This window comes from Geothrix sp. (assembly GCF_049292215.1).
GTDB lineage: Bacteria > Acidobacteriota > Holophagae > Holophagales > Holophagaceae > Geothrix.
In genome coordinates this window covers 1-22103 of record NZ_JBATQW010000015.1, presented here as the reverse complement: position 1 = coordinate 22103, position 22103 = coordinate 1, and the positions used below count along the sequence as shown (strand labels likewise).

Here is a 22103-nt window from a genome sequence, read left to right as displayed (position 1 = left end):
GGGGGACGGGCAGGAAGGAAGCCTGCTCCGTTTCCGCCCGGGGGCCGAGGGGTGCTGAGCGCTATTTCGTCAGGTTCTGCCGCAGCGTGGCCTTGAGGGCTTCCGCCTCGGCGTTGGGCGCCGTGGCAGTCACCACGCCTGCCAGCTGCCCCGCCTTCTCGCTGAGCAGGAGGCCCAGCAGGCTCTCGATGAGGCTGCCGCCGCCCTTGTCACCGCCGCCCATGTGGATCTTGGGGACGACGTCCACCTGGGACTTCTCGATGGCCTCGGCGAAGCGGTTCATGACCTGCTGCACCAGCTGGAACTGCGGGCCGCCATAGGCGCGGACCTGCTCCTCAATGGCCATGGCCTGGGCGATGCCCACGCGGGCGGCCTGTTCGGCCTGGGCCTCGGCCATGACCTTGATGCGCTTGGCCTCGCCTTCGCCCATGAGGCGCACCTTCTCGGCCTCGGCGCCAGCCAGTGTCTGGATTTGCGCCGCCTGCTGCTGGGCCTTGGCGTAGTCGGCCTTGCCCTGGTTGCTCTGCACCTGGATGCTGATGGCCGATTCCGTGAGGGTGGTCTGCTGCTTGGCAGTGGCTTCGGCCTCGCGCAGTTCCCGCTCCTTGGTCGCGGCGCTCTGCTGGCGGCCGTAGGTCTCCACCTGCTCGTCCGCGATCTGGCGGCTGCGGAGCTGCACGAGGATCTGTTCGATCTGGCCGCCGGGGGCGCCGCTGGTGGGGGTGCCGATGAGCACTTCCTGAAGCTCCAGGTTGTACTGGGTGAACTTCTCCTTCATCTGGACGCCGCTCTGCTCCTGGATGGCACTGCGGTCCTGGATGAGCTGGATGAGGGTGCGGGTCTGGCCGATGTTCTTGAAGTAGGCGCTGACCATGGGGTCCAGCGTCTGCTCCACCAGCTTCTTGATGTCGCCGAAGCGCTGGATGACCAGGGGTGCCTTGCGGTAGTCGATGTGCACCACGACGCTGAGGGGCAGGTTCGGCTCGAAGGCATCCTTGGTGATCAGGCTCACTTCGGAGAGGTTCTCGTCGAACTTGTGGCTGCCCACCTCGCCCTTCGTCCACTTCAGGATGAAGTTTGTAGTCGGCACCATCAGGACCTTGCCGGCGTAGGTGTTGAAGGCATACTTGCCCGGCAGCAGGGGATCGCTCCAGACACCGCGCTGGCCATTGGTGACCAGTTCGCCGTGCCGGTACTCCTGGCCGCTGATGTCCGCGCCAATGGCGCCGGTGTAGCTCACCACCACGCCCACGGTGCCCACTTCCACCACGGTCTTCGGGATCATCTCCACCGTCGCGAAGAGCCGGTTGATGTAGTAGGTGCCTTCCACCAGCACCTGGTACTGGCGGCCCCTCTGGCCACCCGCCACCAGGAACTTGTCGGCGTCCTGGAAGTTGTTGTGGTAGGTCGAGGCCCTCTGCGGATCCTCGCCCACGGTGGAGGCGATGATCTCGCCGCTCTGGAGGCTCGGGCCGTCATGCACGGTCACGATGCCGACCGCATCGTCTGCGCCGCGGATGATGACGGGGCGCCAGCCGGCCCGCTCGGCGATGATGGCGCTCATCTTCTGGAAGGTCTCCAGCTCGCTCTTGTCCAGCGGGAGGTAATAGATCTGATCCTCGGTGAGCACCACGAACTGGGCCAGGTTGATGGCGTAGATGCCCTCACGGAGGATCTGCCGCTGGGGACCCTTCTGCCCGCCGTTCTGCAGGAAGGCCACCAGGTCCTGGAAGTCGGCCCCATGGCTGTTGCTGGCCAGAGTCTGGGTGGGGGGCAGGTCCTTGCCGTCGCGGGCGAAGATGTAGCCGATCTTGCCCTGGGGGATGGTCACCAGGGGCATCTTGTGGATGCGGTACTGGAAGGGCGTGAGCAGGTGCCAGCCGCCGCGCAGGAGCTGGGGCTGGAAGCCCGCTTCGCCGTTGAGCGCGATGAGTCCAGTCTTGACCGAGCCCTTGCCGCTGATGAGCTTCTCGACGATGCCCACGCGGTTGTTGGGAATGTAGCGGATCCACTTGCTGAGGAGGAGCAGCGCGAAGGCGCCTCCGAGCAGGGCAAGCAGGGTCAGGCCGGGATTGGCGGAAAGCCAGGTGAGGTCCATGAGGACTCCAGGGGACGGGGTTGGGTGTGGGGACCGGTCCCGGGCGCCGTCCCGCCCGGATGCTGGGGTTCTTCCGTGGTCCGGCGCCCCGGCTCAGCTGGTTCAGCGAGGAGCGGGCGGCTTGGATCCAGGGGGAAAAGAACCATACGAAGGCACGAAACATAGGCTGGACTGCCGCCTGCGCCGTGACGGGCATCACCATTCTCCGGCAGGTATGCTGGCGGCATGGACGATCTCCGCGAATGGCTGAGGGAGCGCTGGGGGCTGGTGACGCTGGGCGTGGCCGCCTTCGGCATGGGCCTCTTGTGGTGGCAGGGGCGTCCCGTGACGCAGCCGGCGGGTGTACTCGCGCCGGAGGAACCCTTGCAAGTGGCTGCTGAACCAGGCGCTCCGTGGACCTTCCGCGCGCACCGGATCACATCCCTCGCCCGCTTCGAGCTCCGGGCCCGGGTCCTGGGCGTCGAGCGCTACCGCTTCGATCGTGCGGCGGACCTGTCGCCGGTGGACTTCGCGCTGGGTTGGGGCCCGATGTCCGATTCCCGGGTCCTCCAGGACATCACCGTCAGCCAGCGGGACCGCTGGTTCTTCTGGAGCGCAGCGCGCTTGTCGATTTCGCCCTCAGAGATCATGAGCCATGCGGCGAACATGCACCTGATCCCGGCAACCTCCGTCGTGGAACGGCGGCTGCTGGCCGCGAAGCCGGGGCAGCTGGTGACGCTCCGCGGGCAGCTGGTGCGGGCCGATGGGCAGGACGGCTGGCACTGGGTCAGCAGCCTCACCCGGACGGATACCGGGGACGGTTCCTGCGAGGTGGTCTGGGTCGAATCCGTGGCCATCGCAGACCGCTGAGGTCACATATGACCATCAGGTAGAAAAGCGGCCGCGGGGCCCTGATAGACTCGGCGGGCCAAGGTCCTTGGAGTCCCATGTTTGACATCGAAGCCTCCCTCGACAGCCGCCTGCTGGCGGAGCCCCGGAACCGCCCCACGGTGGTGTTTCCCGAGGCCCTGGATCCGCGCACGCTGGAAGCGGCCTGCTTCCTGGCCCGGTTCATCCGTCCCGTCTTCCTGGCCTCAGAGGCCGAGGTGCGGGCCCTGGCGGCCCGTGAGCTGGCGCGTCTCGGCGAGGACCGGGTCGCCTACACCCTGTCCGAGAGCGCCTTCGTCGATCCGGCCTCTCGTCCCGACCTCCTGGCCGCCTTCGCCGCGGCCGCCGTGGAGTGGGGCCACAGCCACGGCCGCTACCAGAGCCTGGAGGAGATGCAGCGCAGCCTGGCCGATCCCTGCCTGTTCGGGATCTGGGCCGTGAAGCTGGGGCACGCCGACATGGTGGTGGGCGGGGCCATCCACGAGCCGAAGGCCTTCTTCCGGCCCATGGTGGAGCTGCTGGCCCAGCGCAGCGTGGCCTGCGAGGCCGGCGTGTTCGTGCTGCCGGATTCCCATCCGGACGATGTCTATCCCCACAACATCGTGGTGTTCGGCGACGTGGGCGTGAACGCCTCCATGAATCCGCGCACCCTGGCCGAGGTGGCCGTCGGCACCTGCGCCGTGGCCCGGGACCTCATCCCCGAGGACGTGCTGCCCGAGATTCGCTGCGCCATGGTCTCCTACTCCAACCGCGGCAGCGACGAAGGGCCTTCGCCGGAGCTGGTGCGCCAGGCTGCGGACCTGGTGCCCGGCATCCTGGCGGAGCGCGTCAAGCACGCCGCCCGCTACGGCACCATCCACATCCGCGGCGAGATCAAGGTGAGCGTGGCGCTGTCGCGCCGCTCGGCGGACCTCTACCACGCCGACGGCCTGCCCTGGGAGGGCGGCCCCAACGTCATCGTCTGCCCCAACCTGGACATGGGAAACCTGCTTTACCACCTGTATTCGACCCGCTTCCCGGACGCGAAGAAGTTCCCGGTGATGTTCGGCCTCTGGTTCCAGGGCGTGGACCTGCCCATGGACTGCACGCCCGAGGACATCCGCCTGGCCGTGAAGGCCTCGGTCATGCGCTTGCACCACTACGGCGAGTGGAAGCGCACCCCCAAGGACACCTTCTTCCGCCGCCATCGCGTGCTGGTGCTGAACCCCGGCTCCACCTCCACCAAGACCTCGGTCTTCGAAGGGGACGAGGAGCGCTGCACCGAAGAGATCCAGCACACCGCCGAGGAGATGAAGCCCTTCGAGGGCCGCCCCATCACCGAGCAGTTCGCCTTCCGCAAGGACGCCGTGCTGCGCTTCCTCGCGGGAAAGGGGTTGAGCCAGGGCGACCTGGACGCCGTGGCGGGGCGAGGCGGCCTGCTGCGCCCCATCCCGCACGGCACTTGGAAGGTCGGCGTCCCCATGCTGGAGGACCTGAAGGCCGGCACGCGTGGCGAGCACGCCAGCAACCTCGGCGCCCTCATCGCCTCCGAGCTGGTGGCAGGCACGGGCAAGCCCGCCTTCATCGTGGATCCGGTGGTGGTGGACGAGGCCGATCCCAAGGTGAAGATCACGGGCCTGAAGGAGCTGCCCCGCCGGGTAATCAGCCACGCCCTCAACCAGATCGCCACGGCCCGGCGCTATGCCGAGGAACACGAGACCTTCTACGAGCGCGTCAACGTCATCGTGGCCCACATGGGCGGCGGAATCACCGTGGGCGCTCACCGCAAGGGCCGCTACATCGACGTGAACAACGGCCTGGACGGGGAAGGCCCCTTCTCGCCCCAGCGCTCGGGCAGCCTGCCGCCCGGCCAGCTCATCGACCTCTGCTTCTCCGGCAAGTACACCAAGGCCGAGCTGAAGCTCCTCAACAAGGGCCGCGGCGGCATGATCGATCTGCTGGGCACCGCCGATATGCGGGAGGTTGAGTGCCGCGTGGCGGCCGGGGATGAGGAAGCCCGGTTGATCTACGAGGCCATGCTCTACCAGATCGCCAAGGCCATCACGGGCCTGGCGCCCGCCTTCGAAGGCGAGCCTATCGATGCCATCCTGCTGACCGGCGGCATGGCCCGTTCCGCGAAGCTGGTCACCGAGTTGGACCGCCTCACCGCGGCCCTGGGCTGCGGCGTCAAGATCTACCCCGGCGAGAACGAGATGGCCGCCCTCGCCAAGGGGGCCCTGCGCGTGCTCTCGGGGCGGGAGACCGCGAAGGACTACCCGCCGGCCTGAGGCCCTGTCTTTCAGCACGGCCGCTGAATCGTCTGGCCCCAGAGCACCTACACTGATCGGATCCCGTCCTGCACCTGCGACCCTGGAGGCCCGCCCCGATGCGATGCCGCTTTGCTCCTCTGCTTCTGGCCTGTATCGCTTGCCTCGCCGCCCCGGCCCTGGAGGTCGCCCAGCCTGCGCCGCCCGCCAAGGCGAAAGTCCAGCCCGAGGCCATCCTGAGTCAGGCCCGCGGGGCCTATGTCGGTCTGGCAGAGAAGGGCTTCCGCGGCTACCGGTTTGCCGTCACGCCCGACTGGCCCCTGACCCTGGCGGAGCTGGCCAAGAGCAACCCGACCGGCTACGAGGCCGCGGTGAAGCTCCTGAAACAGATCCGCTACGAGGGGCGGGTGGGTGCCCACGGCCAGTCCCAGGTCACCCACAACTTCGTGGACACCCCCAACGAGGGCGCCACCAGCGGTCTGAACCAGGTCAACCAGGGCGTGGAGCAGGCCATCAACGGGTTCTTCCAGACCTGGGCACCCTTCATGGTCCACTCCCCCATCCCGCCCGCGGGCTCGCCCTGCAGGGCCGAGGACCTGGGCACCCACTTCCAGCTGAACTGGAAGGAGACGGGCGATGTCAGCGTGGACCTGCGCCTGGACCGCACCTTCACGGTGACTGAGATGAAGGTGATCGCCCCTGCCTTCCATGCCGCCATCCGCCCCACCTTCGACCGGCAGGCGGGGGCCTTCGTGCTCACCGGCTACGATGCCGACTTCACCCCCCAGAACGGCGGGGCCGCCATGACCCTGAAGGTGCTCATCGTGAACCAGGTGCTCGACGGGATGCCCGTGCCGGCCAGCCTCGATGTCACAGTCTGGACCCAGGGCCGGAAGGAGCGCATGACCTTCGCCTTCACGGAGTTGAAGGCCGAGGGGAAGTAGCTATGCCAGCAGGGCGGCCAGCGCGATGGAGCTGAGCTTGGTCTTGGCGCTGTCGCCACGGCTGCTGAGGACACAGGGGACCCGGGCGCCAGCCACCACGGCGGCGATCTCGGCGCCGCCCAGCTTGGTGCCGGCCTTGTAGAAGGTGTTGCCCGCCTCGAGGTTTGGGAAGAGCAGGCAGTCTGCGTCTCCGGCCACGGAGCCGCCCATGCCCTTGATGCGGGCGGACTCGGGATCGATGGCACCGTCCAGGGCCATGGGGCCGTCCACCAGGGCACCCTTGATCTGGCCGCGGTCCGCCATCTTGGAGAGCAGGGCCGCCTCGGCGCTGGAGCGCAGCTTGGGCTGCACCTGCTCGGAGGCCGACAGCACCGCGACCTTGGGCGTCTCGATCCCCAGGGCCTTGGCGGTCCTCACCAGATAGCCCAGGATGGCCAGCTTCTCCTTGAACTCCGGCTCGGGGATCACGGCCACGTCGCCGGCGATGAGGAGCTTGGGGTGGCCGGGGTGCTCCATGACCGTCACGTGGCTGAGGATGGCGCCGGGATCCAGCAGGCCCTGCTCCTTGTTCAGGATGGCCCGCATGTAGAGTTCCGTGCTGAGCAGGCCCTTCATGAGCAGGTCGGCCTCGCCCGAGCGCACCATGGCCACTGCTTTCGCCGCCGCATCGCGGTCCGTGGCGGCATGGGTCATGCGGAAGCGCTCCCGCGGGATGCCCAGCTCCTGGCAGCCCTTGGCCATGACCGGCTCGTCCCCCACCAGGAAGGCCTCCACCAGGCCCGCCTCCACGGCGGCATTGACGGCCTCCAGGGTGTGGGCATCGTTGGCCCAGGCCACCACCAGGCGCTTGCGGGGGCGATCCTTCACGGCCAGGAGCAGCTCGTCGAGCGTGTTGATCCGCATGGCAGTTCCTGTCAAAAGGCCGGTTGCACCGGCGAGCCCAGGGGAAGGTAGCATGGTCGCCATGGCCGTCTCAGTGAGCTTCCGCACATACCTCCTCGAACAACTGGGGCAGATCCGTCCAATCACCACCCGCCCAATGTTCGGCGGTCTGACCTTCTTCGCGGAGGGTCGCGCCTTCGCCCTGGCCGACGACGGCGTGATCTATTTCAAGGTGGACGACAGCAACCGACCGGACTTCGTGGCCGCGGGCAAGGGCCCCTTCCTGCCCTTCGGGGATCCGGACAAGCCAATGCAGTATTACGAGCTGCCGGAGGAGGTGCTGGAGGACCCGGAGGCGCTGGCCCAGTGGATGGCCAAGGCCATCGCCGTGGCCATGAAGGCTAAGCCGAAGTCCAAGTCCAACAACAAACCCAAGCCCGGCAAGGAGAGGTAGCCGATGGTCTCCGACTTCACCATCCGACCCGCCACGCTGGACGATGCGCCGATCCTGGCGGCACTGGGTGCGCAGACCTTCCGGGAGACCTTCGAGACCCTCTGCTCCTCCCAGGACTTGGCGAACTTCCTGGCGGAGGCCTACGGCGACGCGATCCAGCGCACGGAACTGGCCGATCCCGCCCGTCCGGCTCTGGTGCTGGAAGCCGGGGGCCGGCCCGTCGGCTTCGCCCAGCTACGCCTGGGCCACCGGGAGCCCTGCGTCACCGGCAGCCGTCCCGTTGAGCTGCAGCGCATCTACGTGCTGCGCGAGGCCCACGGTGGGGGCTTCGGCGCCGCGCTCATGGAGGCCTCGGTGGAGCAGGCCCGCGCCTGGGGCGCCGATGTGCTCTGGCTGGGGGTCTGGGAGCACAACGACCGGGCCCTGGCCTTCTACGCCCGCCAGGGCTTCCGGGAGGCAGGCGACCACGTGTTCCAGATCGGCCAGCAGGTGGACCGCGACCTGATCCTGGTCAAGGACCTCGTCTGAACCTGGTGCTGCTGCTCCCCGAGGACCTGGTCGAGCCGGGCCTTGCCCGCCTGACTGGACGGCGGCTCGAGCATGTGCGTGAGGTGCACCGGGCCAAGGTCGGCGATGACCTGGCCCTGGGCCTCCTCGGTGGCGCCATGGGCCGGGGCAGGGTGCTTCGGCTGGAGGACGGCGTGCTGGAGCTGGCCTTGACGCTGGATCAGACACCGCCCCCGAAGCTGCCGCTGACCCTGGTCCTCGCCGTGCCGCGACCGAAGGTGCTCAACCGCGTCGTGGCCGCCGCCGCCAGCCTGGGCGTGGCCCGCCTCGTGCTGCTCAACGCCTGGAAGGTGGAGAAGGCCTACTGGGCCAGCCCAAAGATGCAGCCCGAGAGCCTACGCGAGCAGCTGCTCCTGGGCCTGGAGCAGACCAAGGATACGGTCCTGCCTGACCTGCGCCTGGCGCGGCTCTTCCGGCCCTTCGTGGAGGATGAGCTGCCGGCCCTCCTGGCGGGCGGCACGGGCCTGCTGGCCCACCCGGGCGCCGGCGGGACCCCCCCCAAGGCCCTGGCTGCCCCCATCACCCTGGCCATCGGCCCCGAAGGCGGCTGGATCGACGCCGAGGTGCAGAGCCTGCTGAACGCGGGCCTGCAGCCCCTGGATCTGGGGCCGCGCATCCTCCGCACCGAGACGGCCCTGGCGGCGCTGGTGGGAAGGTTGTTCTAGGCCAGGAACAGGCGGTAGGCCGGGTTGTCACCCTCGTCCACGAAGCGGTAGCCCAGGCCGTCGAGGTAGGCCTGGAAGGCTTCCTGGTCTTCGGGCGGCACCTGGATGCCCGCCAGCACCCGGCCGTAGTCGGCGCCGTGGTTGCGATAGTGGAACAGCGAGATGTTCCAGCCGCGGCTCATGCGCTCCAGGAAGCGGAGCAGGGCGCCGGGGCGCTCCGGGAACTCGAAGCGGTAGATGCGCTCGTCCGTCGCCGCGGGCGCCCGGCCGCCCACCAGGTGCCGCACGTGGAGCTTGGCCATCTCGTTGTCACTGAGGTCCTGGGCTTCCAGTCCCTCGGCCCGCAGGCGGGCCAGCAGGGGCTCCAGCTCGGAGCGGTCCGCCATCTGCAGGCCCACGAAGATGTGGGCCTGCTGAGGGTCCGCGAGACGGTAATTGAACTCGGTGATGGAGCGGTGGCCGATGAGCTCGCAGAAAGCCTTGAAGCTGCCGGGCCGCTCGGGGATTGTCACGGCGAGGATCGCCTCCCGCCGCTCACCCAGCTCGGCCCGCTCCGCCACGAAGCGCAGGCGGTCGAAGTTGGCGTTGGCCCCCGAGAGGATGGCCACCAGGTTGCCGGTCTCGGCGCCGGGCCCCTGTCGGGCGGTCCAGGCCTTCAGTCCCGCCACGGCCAGGGCCCCGGCGGGTTCCAGCACGGAGCGCGTCTCCTCGAACACATCCTTGATGGCGGCGCAGATCTCGTCCGTGTTCACCAGCACCACCTCGTCCACGAACTGGCGGCAGAGGTCGAAGGTGAGCTCGCCCACCTGGCTGACGGCCACGCCGTCGGCGAAGAGCCCCACCCGGTCCAGGCGCAGGCGATGCCCCGCCGCCAGGGACTGACTCATGGCGTCGGCGTCCACGGGCTCCACGCCGATGATGCGGATGCCCGGCTGCAGGCGCTTGAGGTAGGCGGCGATGCCCGCGATGAGGCCGCCGCCGCCAACGGGCACGAAGACCGCCTGCATGCCCCGGGGCATCTGGCGCAGCAGCTCCAGGCCGATGGTGCCCTGGCCGGCGATCACGTCGAGATCGTCGTAGGGGTGGATGTAGACCCTGCCCTCGGAGAGCGCCAGGGCCTGTGAGTGGGCATAGGCCTCTTCGAAGGAGTCGCCGTGCAGGACCACCTGCGCACCCAGCGTGCGCACCGCATCCACCTTGATGCCGGGCGTGGTGACGGGCATGACGATCACCGCCTGGCAGTCGAGCTTCCGCGCCGCCAGGGCGACGCCCTGGGCGTGGTTGCCCGCCGAGGCAGCGATGACGCCCCGCGCCCGCGCCGCCGGCGTGAGGTGGGCCATCTTGTTGTAGGCCCCCCGCAGCTTGAAGGAGAAGACCGGCTGCAGGTCCTCCCGCTTCAGCCACACCGGGCTGCCCACGCGGCCGGACAGCTTCGGCGCGGCCTCCAGGGGCGACTCGATGGCCACGTCGTAGACGAGGGCCGTGAGGATGCGTTCGAGGAGATCTCGGGAAGGAGGCTGGATCGGGTCTGCGTTCAAGGTGGGCTCCAGGGGTAAAGCAAAACCCCCCGACCTGACGGTGCGGGGGGTGGCTTGGAATCGGAATGAGCTCCGGCCTACGCCCCCTCGCGCGACCGAATGATCGCGATGGCGTGAATGCTGAGGCGGGCGGAAGGTGTCATGGCGGCTGTTTGGAACAGCCAAGCTAGCACCGGGCCCGGAGTTGCACAAGGCTGGGGCGGAAGGTGGGGTGAGCCGGCGGATTGATTCCTCGTTAAGCGATGTATATTGATGGACCCGTACTCGGAGTCTTTGATGCTGAGCTTTCGCGCCTCCCTGCTGCTCGTCCTCGCCTGTGGTCTCGTGGCCCAGGACCGTGCGCCCCGCTTCATCAGCTCACCGGATGTGAACGGCGACCGCGTGGTGTTCACCTGGGAGGACGACCTTTGGCTCGGCTCCCTCAAGGGTGGTCCGGCCCGCCGGCTCAGCACGCATCCCGGCGTGGAGACCGCCGCCCGCTTCAGCCCCGATGGCAAGTGGATCGCCTTCACCGGCCAGTACTACGGCGGCAACGAGGTGTATGTCATGCCCGCGGAGGGCGGCGCCCCGAAGCGCCTCACCTGGGGCGGCGGCGCCACCGTGCAAGGCTGGACGCCCGATGGCAAGAAGGTGCTCTTCAAGGCCGTGGCGGACTTCGACCGCCGTCCTGTGGAGCGCTTCTTCACGGTGGACCTCGAAGGCCATCAGGCCGAGGCCCTGCCGATCCCGCGGGGCACCTCGGGCACCCTGGCCCCCGACGGCCAGCGCTTCGCCTACAACGCCAAGGGTCGGGCCGAGTACTACTGGAAGCGCTACAAGGGCGGCGATCACCCGGACCTTTGGCTGGCCGACCTGAAGACCGGGCGCTTCGAGAAGCTCACGGATTTCGTGGGCCGGAACGGCGCCCCCATCTGGGCCGGCGCCAAGGTGATCTTCACCTCTGATCGCGGCGCCAGCGGCATCACGAACCTCTACGCGGTGGATCCCGCCAGCAAGGCCGTGGAGCCCCTGACCGACCTCAAGGACTTCGACGCCCAGCAGCCCAGCACCGATGGCCGTACTGTGGTCTTCGTGCAGGGCGGCCACCTGCAGGCCCTGGACCTGGCCAGCAAGACCCTGCGGCCCGTGCCGGTCACCACCAGCAGCGACGGCTGGAAAGCCGCACCGCGGCCCGTGAACCCCAAGGACTGGATCCAGGCCATGAGCCTCACGGCCGGCCAGGCCGTGTTCGAGGCCCGAGGCGAGGTGTTCCTCCTGCCCACGGATGCGACCAGGCCCGCCCAGAACCTCACGAAGACCCCGGGGGTGCGGGAGCGCATGCCCCGCCTGTCGCCGGACGGCAAGCGCGTGGCGTACTTCAGCGATGCCAGCGGCGACTACGACCTGTATGTGCAGCCCGTGGACGGCGCCGCGGAGCGCATCCCCACGGGCCTGAAGACCGCCCTCTACCACCTGGAGTGGAGCCCCGACGGCACCAAGGTCCTGTTCGGCGACAAGAGCTTCGCCCTCTACGTCATGGACGTCGCCACGAAGAAGCTCACCAAGGTGGACGAGTCCCGTGAGCTGAAGAACGACCAGTTCACTTGGGAGGTGAGCGACTACGCTTGGGCACCCGACTCGCAGTGGATCACCTACAGCTTCGTGGAGCCCAACCGCAACAGCCGCATTTACCTCTACAACCTCGTCACGAAGCAGAAGGTCACGCTGACGGACGGCTTCTTCGACTGCCTGAACCCCCGCTTCGACCTCGATGGCAGCACCCTCTACTTCCTCAGCTACAGCAACTTCCACACCCGCCTCGACCCCAGCCAGGACAACCACATCCAGTCCGCCCCGGTGCAGGTCATGGCGGTGAAGCTGAAGGCCGGCGAGGAGAAGGCGGCATCCTCGCTGTCCACCAGCAACACCTTCCGCATTGATGTGGCCGGTCTGGCGGAGCGCATCGCGCCGCTGCCCGTGAAGCCCGGCAACCTGTTCCACCTCAAGGCGGGTCGAGGCCTGGTGGGCTGGGACGAGGTCGAAGGCTGGGACGACAGCGTGGTGGAGGAGCTCTACGGGCCCCGCGGCGCGGAGAAGTGGAAGCTGCACCTCTACGACCCCTCTGCCAAGAAGGACAAGGAGGTCGTCCTGACAGAGCCCGTGAGCGACTGGGCCTTCGATGCCGAGGGCAAGCGGCTCTTCATCCGCAAGGGACCGAACTTCCACTCTGGGGAGGCGGCCACCGTGTTCACCACCAAGGTACTGCCCGAGAAGCTGGACCTGGAGCGCCTGACCATGACCGTGGATCCCCGCGCGGAGTGGAAGCAGATCTTCGAAGACACCTGGCGCTGGTACCGGGACTTCTTCTACGACAAGGACATGAACGGCAACGACTGGAACGCCATCGGTGCCAAGTTCCGCACCCTCGTGCCGGAACTGAATTCCCGCCAGGAGCTGAACTGGCTCCTGAGCCAGATGGTGGGCGAGCTGAGCGCGAGCCACACCTATGTGGGCGGCGGCGACCAGGGTCCGGGCCGGCCCCTGCCGAACCCGGTCTTTCCCGGCCTGCTGGGCGCCGATTTCACCGCGGAGAACGGCGTCTACAGGTTCGCCAAGGTGTACGGCCCCACGCCCTATGCCCGGGACCTCAAGGCCCCCCTGGCGGATCCCGCGCCCAAGGTGAAGGAGGGCGAATACCTGCTCGCCATCGACGGGAAGCCCTTGCGCGCCCCGGAGGCCATCCAGGCCCGGCTGCAGGTCATCAAGGGCCAGAAGGTGACGCTCACCGTGAACGCCAAGCCCACCCTGGAGGGCGCCCGCACCGTTGAGGTCGAGCCCGTGCCGAACGACTGGGACCTGCGCTACCACCGCTGGATCGCGGGCAACATCGCCGCCGTGGACAAGGCCTCCAACGGGCAGCTGGGCTACATGCACATCACGGCCATGGGCGACCAGAACATCGGCCAGTTCGACAAGTACTGGCGCGCCTTCCGCTACAAGAAGGGCATCGTCATCGACGTGCGCGGCAACGGCGGCGGCTGGACGGAATACTTCATGATCGACAAGCTGGAGCGCAAGCAGGTGGGCTTCAACGTCATGCGCGGCGTCGAGCCCTTCCGCTACCCCAACACCGCCTCGGACGGCCGCTACGTCTTCCTCACCAACGAGCAGAACGGCAGCGATGGCGAGGCCTTCCTCATGCACGTCAAGGCCCGCAACCTGGGCACCATCGTGGGTGTGCCCAGCTGGGGCGGCCTGGTGGGCATCATCAACACCCAGTTCACCCTGGACGGCGGCACCGTGGAACAGAGCAACAACGGCTTCTACGGTCGCGAGGGCAAGTGGTGGGTGGAGAACCATGGCGCCGACCCCGACCTCACCGTGGAGAACGATCCCTCGAGCCTCCTGCAGGGCCGCGACCCGCAAATCGAAGTGGGCATCGCGACCCTGCTCAGGCAGCTCAAGGAGAACCCGACCCCGGCCTTCCCGCCGGTGCCGGCCTACCCAAAACGCTAGGCGGACTGGGCCTGCCTGCTGGGCATAACGATGTCGTTTTAAACCAAATAGTCTCAAAAAAACTTTCAATGGAAATATCCACCTGGGTCAGCGATAACAAGGGCGGTCTCGCGCCTTCCCAACCCCTCGCCAGCCAGGTGGACCATGCTTCTGCTCCGCACGCTTCTCTTGACTTCCAGCCTGGTGCTGAGCGCAGGCTCCCCTGATGGGGTGCCACAGGCAACGTCGTGGCAGCCCTTCAACCTCGGAACCCACCACCGCAAGGTCTCCACCCGGGTCCCCGGGGCCCAGAAAGCCTTCGACCAGGGACTCGTCTGGGCCTACGCCTTCAACCACGACGAAGCGGTGCGTGCCTTCCAAGAAGCCGCCCGCCTGGATCCCGGCCTCGCCATGGCCTGGTGGGGTATCGCCCTAGTGAACGGTCCGCATATCAACAACCCGGAGCTGGATGATGGTCACGCCAAGCAGGCCTGGGAGGCCCTGGCCGAGGCCAAGGCCCGAGCGGCCAAGGCCGCGCCCGTGGAGCAGGGCCTCATCTCAGCCCTGGAGCACCGCTATGCCATGCCCAATCCCAAGGACCGCAAGGCGCTGGATGAGGGCTACGCCAAGGCCATGGGCGAGCTGGCCGCCATGCATCCCAAAGATGCCGATGTCGCCGCGCTGTATGCGGAGTCCCTCATGGACGTGCGGCCCTGGGACCAGTGGACCCGCAGCGGCCAGCCCCAGCCCGGCACCCGGGAGGCCCTCGCGGCCCTGAAGCGCAGCCTGAAGCTGGCACCGAACCATCCGCTGGCCCTGCACCTCACCATCCACGCCTACGAGGGCTCTCCGCATCCCGAGCGGGGCAAGGCGGCGGCGGATCGCCTGCGCCTGTTGGTGCCTGACGCGGGGCACTTGGTGCACATGCCCGGCCATACCTACGCCCGCATCGGCGACTGGAAGGGGGCCGCCCTCGCCAACGAGCGGGCCATGGCGGCGGATGCCCGCTACAAGGCGCGGCAGCCGGAGATCGGCTTCTACGGTGTTTACATGGTCCACAACGCGGATTTCCTGGCCTACACCGCGCTCATGGAGGGGCGCCAGGAGGTGTCCCTGGCCCAGACCAAGGCCGTGGTCACCGCCTTCCCCATAGACTGGGTGGTGCAGAACGCCTTCTACGCCGATGCCTTCCAGACCCGCCACTGGGAAGCCCTGAAGCGCTTTGGCCACTGGGAGGACCTGCTCAAGGAACCGGCGCCCGATCCGCGCCTGCCCCTCTCCACCGCCTACTGGCACGCGCTGCGGGGCACGGCATTCGCCGCCACGGGGCAGGTGGAGGCGGCCCTCAAGGAACAGGCCGCCTTCGAGGAGGCCCGGACCAAGGTGCCGGAAGCCTTCGTGTGGGGCTCCAATGGTGCGGCCCCGGTGCTCCTGGTGGCGCAGGCCTACCTGGCCGGCGAGATCGCCTACCGGCAGGGGAAGGTGGATGAGGCCGTGGGCCTGCTCCAGAAGGCCGTGACCCTCGAGGACGCCCTGAAGTACGACGAACCCCCCGCCTGCGTCATCCCGGCCCGCCACGCCCTCGGCGCCGTACTGCTCTCGGCGAGGCGCGCCAGAGAGGCCGAGGCGGTCTATCGCGCGGATCTCAAGGCCTACCCTGGCAACTACTGGTCCCTGTTGGGACTCCATCAGGCGCTGGAGGCCCAGGGCCGCAAGGCCGCGGCGGCCAAGGCAGCTGTCCAGCTGAAGAAGGCCCAGGCCCGGGCGGATGTGACGGCCGGGACCTCCTGCGCCTGCGTCAAGGGCGGATCCTGAGGCGGGGCATGGCCCGCAGGGCCAATCAGAACCCCACCGCGTATTCCCCATTCCGCATCAACGCCACGACGCTGCCATCGGCCATGGTCAGATCCACGGCCAGTACCTGCACGTCGGGCTGGGTTTCGGGGACGTAGACCCGGTCGATGTGGATGACTGCATCGGGGCCTGAGAACTGGGCGGGCCCGACCTGTCCACCAAAGTGATCGCTGCGGCCGAAAGCCAGATGCAGGCCCAGCTTCTCATCCAGGAGGATCTCGCCGATGGGCTTCACGCCGAAGGCCGCCAGCACCCCCAGGCCCAGCTCGGCCAGGTTGCCGTAGGCGGGCTCCTTCGCGAGCAGGGCGGCCTCCTCGCGCGACTTCGGACCTTCGCTGATGACCTCCAGCGCTTTGTTCGCCAGGATGCGGTAGCGCACGAGCTCCGCACCGAACTGCACGGGCATGATGCCTTCCGTTCGGCTGGGATCACCTTCGAGCTCACCTTCGTAGGGCACGATGTAGGCTTCGCCGGAGGGCAGGTTGCCGGCTACGCCGGGCTTGGGCAGGAGGCCACCCGAGGCGTGGCCCGTGCGATGGCGCAGGTCCACGTGCAGGTCGCAGGGCCCCGCCGGAGTGCCGAAGCGGAAGTCTGCGCCCTCGGCGATATCCAGCAGGTCCTTCAGCAGATTCACGCGGCGGTTCACCTCGGTGTAGTCCAGCCGGAGGGCCGGGATCATGTCGGCGCGAAATCCCGGCATGGTGGCGGCCCGGATGGGGTGCTTCTTCGCGGCAAGCTTCAACGGCGCCGTGGCCGAGAACTTGGTGATGGCGATGAGGATGGGATGCGTCGCGTAGAGGTCGGCGAAGCTGATGGAGGCTGCCGGATCCAGCGACTCGGCAGCGGGCAGGGGGCCGCCCGCGTGGAGCCAGGCCCGCTCCGGCAGCTCCCCGTTGTTGGTGTGGACGTTGGGATAGATCACCAGGTGCGCCTCCAGGCCCAACGCAGAGCGGTGGGCCTGGAGCTCAGCCATCCAATCGGCGGCGATGGCGCGGCGCTCGGCCCAGGTCGGCTCGTCCGGCACGCGGCCGTCTGGTAGGTCGACGAGGATGGCCATGGCTCGCTCACCTGGTTGGGGCTGGAACACCCGCTGCACCAGGGCCACCAGTTCCGTGCCGCTCAACCGCTCGCTCATGCAGTCCTCCCACCGGGAGAATGCCGCGACCGCCGCGGCCTGTCGAGCCGGGAGGCGGTCGGCTCAGCCCTGCGCCTTCTGGGTCAGGGCCCGGGCGGCGGTCTGCAGGTGGGCGAGGTCCTCGGTGGGCACGGTTCCAGAGGGCCGCTTCTCGTGCAGGGTCTCCTGGATGAGATTGGCGAAATCGACCCAGGAACTCCCGTGCTCCAGGTGCAGGGCGACCAGGGCATCCCCGATCCGGCGGCGCAGCGGCCAGGAGGGTTGCCGGGTGTTCCAGGCCGCTCGGACCGCCACATCCAGGGCGTGGGTCTGGGCCAGGGGCAGAGGCTGGTGGGCCGTGGCGTGGGCCCGGGCCAGGGACTCCACGGCCAGCGTGTGGAGCTCCGGCGAGGCCAGTTCTGCAGCCTTGGCGCAGAGGGCGATGGCGCAGGCGGGATCGCCGAGGTCTCGCAATGCCTGGGCCAGGGCCACCTGAACACGGGCGTTCTGGCCGGAGTGGAGCAGGTTCAGGAGCGGGTCCACGGCCTGGGCGGAACCCAAGGCGCCGAGGGTCTCCAGGGTGGCGAGGAGGATCGCCTCCTGGGGTTCGGAGGCCACCAGCTCCAGCAGTTGCGGCACCAGGGCGTCGAGCTGGTGCATGGCGATGAAGCGCAGCCCCACCTGGATCTCTTCGGGATCGGCAAGACCCAGGCGTTCCAGGGCCAACCCTTCGGGATCCGGCAGCTGCCCCAAGTGCCAGAGAGCCCGCTGGGCCAGGTCCGAGATGGGATCCCGCCGCAGCTTCAGGAGCGTGGCCCGGAGTGCCGGATCCCGCCGTTCGCCGAGCACCTCCAGGGCCGCCATCCGCAGGGCGCCGTCCGCCTCCTGGACGAGCAGGTCGAGGAGTTCCTCCGACGTCACCGGCACGAGGCGGGCCAGCGCCGAGGCGACCCCGGTGCGGCCGGTGTTGCGGCGGAGGCACTCGGCCAGGGGGTTCAGCAATCGTTGAGGGTCGATGAAGCCTTGGTCGGCGAGCTCCGCCAGTCCTTGTGCCGTGGCGTCCAGGGCGAACTCCAGGCGCCGGGCGCGCTGGGCGGCCTGCTCACCTGCCTGGCCCAGATGACGGGCAAGATGGGCAGGCTTCTCCTCCTGGGAGGCCACCAGGGTGTCCAGCAGGAAGCTGTCGAAGAGCCCAGGTTCCCCGTCCCGGATCGTCCGGACGGCACTCTGCACCCGCTCGGGCTGGTCGGAGCCCAGATCGACGGCAACCACGGGATCCTTTGGCTCCCAGCGCTGGACCAGCAACTGGACCAGGCGGACCTGCACGTCCGGGCGCGACATGGCGCGGAACGCCGTGAGCTGGCTGCGCACCTCCCGATCAGCCATGGCGTCCTGGTGGGCCTCCTCCAGCAACTCAAGCAGGCAGTCCGCGGCCTCTGGTGACTGGATCTGTCCGAGCAGCCGGAGGGCGTGGCGATAGACCAGCAGGTCCGGGTGGCTCGCCAGGGTTCGGATGGGTTCCAGGGCCTCCGGAGTGAGCAGCTTCGCCAGCTGGTGGGCGCCCTCGTTGGCATCGGCGGGCTGGGCGCTGCCCTGGAGCAGGCGCGCGAAGTGGTGATGGAAGGCCTCGGCGGGATCAGACTCGCGGAGCACGAGGTCGAGGATGTCTCGAAAGGGCTGGGTGGCCCGGGTCGGGGCCAGCTCCCGCAGCGCCTCCAGGGCTTCGGGCGTGCCCATCCGACCCAGGGCCCGGGCGCCGGATTCGAAGACGCCAAGATCCTTCTCGTGCCGTAGCAGGCGACTGGTGACGGGTATCCACTCGGGCCAGGGGTGGTAGAAGCTGGCCTCGAGCACGAGCTGCCGCATCGCCGCCGGGCAGGAGGCCTTGAGGACGCGCTCGGCAAGCTCGGGCACGGCCCCGCGCCCCACATCGGCCAGGGTGCGGAAAAAGGCCAGCTGGTCCCCTCGCCAGGTGGGGTCCAGGCGGTCCAGGAACATCTCGAAGGGGTTCTGCCTCATGGCCTGGTCTTCCCATGGGGGCTTCTACCGTCCGACATGCTCATCCCCGCTCCAGTTCGGCAGCCACATGGTCGGCGATGAGTTCCCGGACGAAGGGCGTGATGTCCTGGAACTCGACCCCGATGAGGACGTAGCCCGTGGTCTTCCCGGCCACCTTGCCCAGCATCCGCAGGATGGTGGCGGTCAGGGGCACGAAGGGCAGGTCGGGATGGTCGAGCACCAGGAACTCGATGGCGTCCCCCACTTCGAGATGGGCCGATTCCTGGAGTGGCACTTCCAGGCCGCACCCGCCGGCGCTGAGGTTGGCCAGGTGGCCGTCGAGGATGTCGGTGCCCTTGGTGCGGAACCGCACGCCGTAGTCCCCGCTGGTGGTGCTCAGCCGGGGGTACCTCCGCTTGTCCTGCTCCGTGGTCATGCCGGTGGATCTCCAAGCCCCAAGCCTGCGGAGAGGTGGCTCCACAAGGCCCGATCCACACCTATCGGCCCCGGGGCTGGCAGACTGAATTGCAGGAATGGGACGGGGCGGCATGGCGAAGCTGAAGCAGGGATGGAAGCGGCGGATCCTGGTGGGACTGGCCTGGGTCCTGGGTCTTTTTCTTGCGTTGAACATCATCTTGGTGCTGGTGTTCCGGTTCGTGCCGGTGCCGGCTTCCGGGCTGATGGTGCAACGCCGGGTGGAGTCCTGGTCCAGTGGCAAGCCCTATGCGTCACGCCACCGCTGGGTGCCCCTGGAGGAGATCGCCCCCAGCCTGGGTGTGGCGGTGATCGCGGCCGAGGACCAGAATTTCACCGACCACTTCGGCTTCGACTGGCAAGCCATCGAGAAGGCCGTCCAGCACAACGAGCACAGCCGCCGCAAGCGGGGCGCCTCCACGGTGTCCCAGCAGACGGCGAAGAACCTCTTCCTCTGGAGCAGCCGCTCCTGGACACGCAAGGGACTGGAAGCCTGGTTCACCCTGCTCATTGAGGCCGGGTGGTCCAAGAAGCGGATCCTGGAGGTCTACCTGAACATCGTAGAGTTCGGCGATGGCGTGTATGGGGCCGAGGCCGCTGCGCGCACCTACTTCGGCAAGCCCGCCAAGCGGCTGACGCCCTCGGAGGCGGCGCTCCTGGCTGCGGTGCTGCCCAACCCGCGCAAGTTCAAGGCGAATGCCCCCAGCGAGTACATCCGCGGACGGCAGGGCTGGATCCTCAACCAGATGCGCCAGTTGGGTGGCGATCAGGTGGTGAAGGACCTGGAGGCCTGAGCGAGTCTCCACCGGGGTGCCGGAGGGACCTTGGTCACGATTACCGACCTGCTGGTTTCCAGAGCTGGCGCGAGGTATAGAATGGGCCAAATCTCCCAGGAGGATCGAGTATGAAGACCCCCGTTCGCGTGGCCGTCACCGGCGCTGCCGGTCAGATCGGATACAGCCTGCTCTTCCGCATCGCCAGCGGTGCGATGCTTGGCAATGACCAGCCCGTGATCCTCCAGCTGCTGGAGATCACTCCGGCCCTGAAGGCGCTGAACGGCGTCGTCATGGAGCTCAACGACTGCGCCTTCCCGCTGCTGGCCGGCGTGGTGACCTCGGATGATCCGATGGTGGCCTTCAAGGATGCCGACTACGCCCTGCTGGTGGGCGCCCTGCCGCGCAAGGCGGGCATGGAGCGCGCCGACCTGCTGAACGCCAACGGTGGCATCTTCAAGCCCCAGGGCCACGCCCTCAGCGAAGTGGCCAGCCGCAATGTGAAGGTGCTGGTGGTGGGCAACCCCGCCAATACCAACGCCTTCATCGCGCTCTCCAACGCCCCCAAGCTCAAGGCCACCCAGTTCCACGCCATGGTGCGCCTGGACCACAACCGCGCCATCTCGCAGCTCGCCGAGAAGACCGGCAAGCCCGTCACCGCCATCAAGAACATGACCATCTGGGGCAACCACAGCGTCACGCAGTTCCCCGACCTCTACCACGCCACCGTGGATGGCAAGAACGCCTACGACCTGGTCAATGACCACGCCTGGTACGAAACGAGCTACATCCCCACGGTCGCCAAGCGCGGCGCGGCCATCATCGAGGCCCGCGGCCTCAGCAGCGCCGCCAGCGCCGCCAACGCCGCCATCGACCACATGAAGAGCTGGGCCCTGGGCACCCCCGAGGGCGAGTGGACCAGCATGGCCTTCGCCTCCGACGGCAGCTACGGCGTGCCCGAGGGCCTGGTCTATGGCTTCCCCGTCACCGTGAAGAACGGCCAGGTGGAGATCGTCAAGGGCCTGGAGATCAACGCCTTCAGCCGCGCCAAGATGGACGCCACCGCCAAGGAGCTCGACGAGGAGCGTGAGGCCGTGAAGCAGCTCGGGCTCATCTAGCCCGTTCCATCTGCCAGATCGACACAGGGGGGGAACCCCCTGTGTTTTTTTTGGGGGTGGCCGGACCTCCCCCGGAGACCTATGCTGGGTCACCAGCCGGAGGTGGACCTTGTTGAGTCCCGTGGAACGGCGTCAGATGTGGAGCAGGATCGTGGGGGTTGAACGGCGCGCCGCGCCGGTGCAGGTCCTGGACGGCCATCCGCTCCCGGATCCAACCCTGCTTGAGGATGAGGACTTCCTCGCCGCTCGGAAGCACCGTGAGCGCGAGAAGCAGCAGGTCCAGGCGCGCCTGGAAAGCTGGGACGATCCCACCCGCTTCAGCTAGATGGCTTTAATCGAAGGGCCATTCACCTGGACAAGGCGTCCGGCCAAGCCCCCGGGCCTACCGAAGCCCCATCCCGGGCGTATCGGCAGGGACATCGCGGCTTCGCAACCCCGATGATTCCCGAGATCGGACCTGGGGCATGCCTTCAAGGCGGTGCCCCAAGGTCGTGCCCATTTTAGGGAGTAGGATCAGGGTTCATCGTGGCGGGGATCCCGCGTCCAGCCAACCCCGCCGATGGAGGACCCATGACCCGCTTCACCCGCACCCTCATGGCCATGCTGTTTGGCGGTTCGCTGCTGATGGCCCAGCTCCCCAATCCCCTGAACCTGCCTGATCCCCTGGGCCTGTCCAAGAAGCCCGAGCCGTCCCGCACGGCCCCCAAGGAGGGCCGCCGAGCTGAACGCAGACCGAAGCGTGAGAAACACCGCGACCACGGGAAGCACAAGGGCAAGGAGAAGCATCAGGACCGGGAGCGAGGCGAGCACAAGGGCCACGACAGGCACTAGGCGTCCCCTTCTATTGGAGAGATCCCCATGCGCATCCATGTCAGCCACCGCGTCCGAACGGCGGGATTCTGCCTCCTGACTGGCTGGGTCCTGGGCCTCCAGGGCTGCGGCCCCAAGGAGGTGCCGCCTGCGGCTGCTCCCACTCCAGCGGCCGAGGCGAAGCCCGGAGCCGCCCCGGCGGCCGCGCCGACCCCGGGCACCCTCGC

Annotated in this window: 18 protein-coding genes and 1 pseudogene; 13 read left to right on the top strand and 6 right to left on the bottom strand. The window is 68.2% G+C overall.

Going from position 1 to position 22103, the window contains the following annotated elements; genetic code table 11:
- Positions 1 to 61: 61 nt before the first annotated feature.
- On the bottom strand, positions 62 to 2098 hold the full coding sequence (locus tag WAS25_RS02970) for an SPFH domain-containing protein (protein WP_422310018.1): 2037 nt from the start codon (positions 2096 to 2098) through the stop codon (positions 62 to 64).
- A 225-nt stretch (positions 2099 to 2323) separates the two neighbouring features.
- Here WAS25_RS02970 and WAS25_RS02965 point away from each other — a divergent pair, with 225 nt between their 5' ends.
- The 4 genes and pseudogenes from WAS25_RS02965 to WAS25_RS02950 all read left to right on the top strand — a co-directional run bounded on the left by WAS25_RS02965 (position 2324) and on the right by WAS25_RS02950 (position 6155).
- Positions 2324 to 2947, top strand: a complete 624-nt coding sequence (locus WAS25_RS02965; protein WP_422310017.1) for a hypothetical protein — start codon at positions 2324 to 2326, stop codon at positions 2945 to 2947.
- Between the two features lie 77 nt (positions 2948 to 3024).
- A pseudogene (locus WAS25_RS02960) lies at positions 3025 to 4053 on the top strand (phosphate acyltransferase); the annotation flags it as partial.
- A gap of 36 nt (positions 4054 to 4089) precedes the next feature.
- The gene (gene buk, locus WAS25_RS02955) at positions 4090 to 5232 is read left to right on the top strand and encodes a butyrate kinase (RefSeq protein WP_422310030.1); all 1143 of its coding nucleotides are present in this window, start codon (positions 4090 to 4092) and stop codon (positions 5230 to 5232) included.
- 98 nt (positions 5233 to 5330) lie between these two features.
- Positions 5331 to 6155 carry a hypothetical protein gene (locus WAS25_RS02950; protein ID WP_422310016.1) on the top strand — a complete coding sequence of 275 codons (825 nt, stop codon included), beginning with the start codon at positions 5331 to 5333 and terminating at the stop codon, positions 6153 to 6155.
- On the opposite strand, the gene WAS25_RS02945 is transcribed toward WAS25_RS02950, so the two are convergent.
- Complete coding sequence (locus WAS25_RS02945) at positions 6156 to 7058, bottom strand: phosphate acyltransferase (protein ID WP_422310015.1); 903 nt, start codon at positions 7056 to 7058, stop codon at positions 6156 to 6158. It lies immediately after the preceding gene.
- A 52-nt stretch (positions 7059 to 7110) separates the two neighbouring features.
- Here WAS25_RS02945 and WAS25_RS02940 point away from each other — a divergent pair, with 52 nt between their 5' ends.
- From WAS25_RS02940 to WAS25_RS02930, 3 genes are read left to right on the top strand one after another with little or no spacing between them, the layout of a single operon-like run.
- On the top strand, positions 7111 to 7491 hold the full coding sequence (locus WAS25_RS02940; protein WP_422310014.1) for a TfoX/Sxy family protein: 381 nt from the start codon (positions 7111 to 7113) through the stop codon (positions 7489 to 7491).
- A gap of 3 nt (positions 7492 to 7494) precedes the next feature.
- On the top strand, positions 7495 to 8019 hold the full coding sequence (locus WAS25_RS02935; RefSeq protein WP_422310013.1) for a GNAT family N-acetyltransferase: 525 nt from the start codon (positions 7495 to 7497) through the stop codon (positions 8017 to 8019).
- Positions 8016 to 8723 (top strand): 16S rRNA (uracil(1498)-N(3))-methyltransferase, encoded by a 708-nt coding sequence (locus WAS25_RS02930; protein ID WP_422310029.1) that lies wholly within the window; start codon positions 8016 to 8018, stop codon positions 8721 to 8723. The genes WAS25_RS02935 and WAS25_RS02930 overlap by 4 nt, the downstream gene beginning before the upstream one ends.
- Here WAS25_RS02930 and ilvA read toward each other — a convergent pair.
- Positions 8720 to 10261, bottom strand: a complete 1542-nt coding sequence (ilvA, locus tag WAS25_RS02925; protein WP_422310012.1) for a threonine ammonia-lyase, biosynthetic — start codon at positions 10259 to 10261, stop codon at positions 8720 to 8722. The genes WAS25_RS02930 and ilvA overlap by 4 nt on opposite strands.
- A 276-nt stretch (positions 10262 to 10537) precedes the next feature.
- Between ilvA and WAS25_RS02920 the strand changes: the two genes are divergently transcribed.
- On the top strand, positions 10538 to 13756 hold the full coding sequence (locus tag WAS25_RS02920; RefSeq protein ID WP_422310011.1) for a S41 family peptidase: 3219 nt from the start codon (positions 10538 to 10540) through the stop codon (positions 13754 to 13756).
- A gap of 144 nt (positions 13757 to 13900) precedes the next feature.
- Positions 13901 to 15550, top strand: a complete 1650-nt coding sequence (locus WAS25_RS02915) for a hypothetical protein (RefSeq protein WP_422310010.1) — start codon at positions 13901 to 13903, stop codon at positions 15548 to 15550.
- Between the two features lie 25 nt (positions 15551 to 15575).
- Here WAS25_RS02915 and WAS25_RS02910 read toward each other — a convergent pair whose 3' ends face one another.
- From WAS25_RS02910 to WAS25_RS02900, 3 genes are all read right to left on the bottom strand, one after another.
- Positions 15576 to 16724: a hypothetical protein gene (locus WAS25_RS02910; RefSeq protein WP_422310009.1), complete on the bottom strand. Its 1149-nt coding sequence runs from the start codon at positions 16722 to 16724 to the stop codon at positions 15576 to 15578.
- A gap of 63 nt (positions 16725 to 16787) precedes the next feature.
- Positions 16788 to 18722 carry a HEAT repeat domain-containing protein gene (locus tag WAS25_RS02905; RefSeq protein ID WP_422310008.1) on the bottom strand — a complete coding sequence of 645 codons (1935 nt, stop codon included), beginning with the start codon at positions 18720 to 18722 and terminating at the stop codon, positions 16788 to 16790.
- 40 nt (positions 18723 to 18762) lie between these two features.
- Complete coding sequence (locus tag WAS25_RS02900) at positions 18763 to 19137, bottom strand: PilZ domain-containing protein (RefSeq protein WP_422310007.1); 375 nt, start codon at positions 19135 to 19137, stop codon at positions 18763 to 18765.
- A gap of 112 nt (positions 19138 to 19249) precedes the next feature.
- Between WAS25_RS02900 and mtgA the strand changes: the two genes are divergently transcribed.
- From mtgA to WAS25_RS02880, 4 genes are all read left to right on the top strand, one after another.
- Complete coding sequence (gene mtgA / locus WAS25_RS02895) at positions 19250 to 19969, top strand: monofunctional biosynthetic peptidoglycan transglycosylase (protein WP_422310006.1); 720 nt, start codon at positions 19250 to 19252, stop codon at positions 19967 to 19969.
- A 110-nt stretch (positions 19970 to 20079) separates the two neighbouring features.
- The gene (locus WAS25_RS02890; RefSeq protein WP_422310005.1) at positions 20080 to 21066 is read left to right on the top strand and encodes a malate dehydrogenase; all 987 of its coding nucleotides are present in this window, start codon (positions 20080 to 20082) and stop codon (positions 21064 to 21066) included.
- A 151-nt stretch (positions 21067 to 21217) separates the two neighbouring features.
- A complete protein-coding gene (locus WAS25_RS02885; protein ID WP_422310004.1) occupies positions 21218 to 21391 on the top strand; it encodes a hypothetical protein in 174 nt (57 codons plus the stop codon).
- 245 nt (positions 21392 to 21636) lie between these two features.
- Positions 21637 to 21897 carry a hypothetical protein gene (locus WAS25_RS02880; protein ID WP_422310003.1) on the top strand — a complete coding sequence of 87 codons (261 nt, stop codon included), beginning with the start codon at positions 21637 to 21639 and terminating at the stop codon, positions 21895 to 21897.
- Positions 21898 to 22103: the final 206 nt, after the last annotated feature.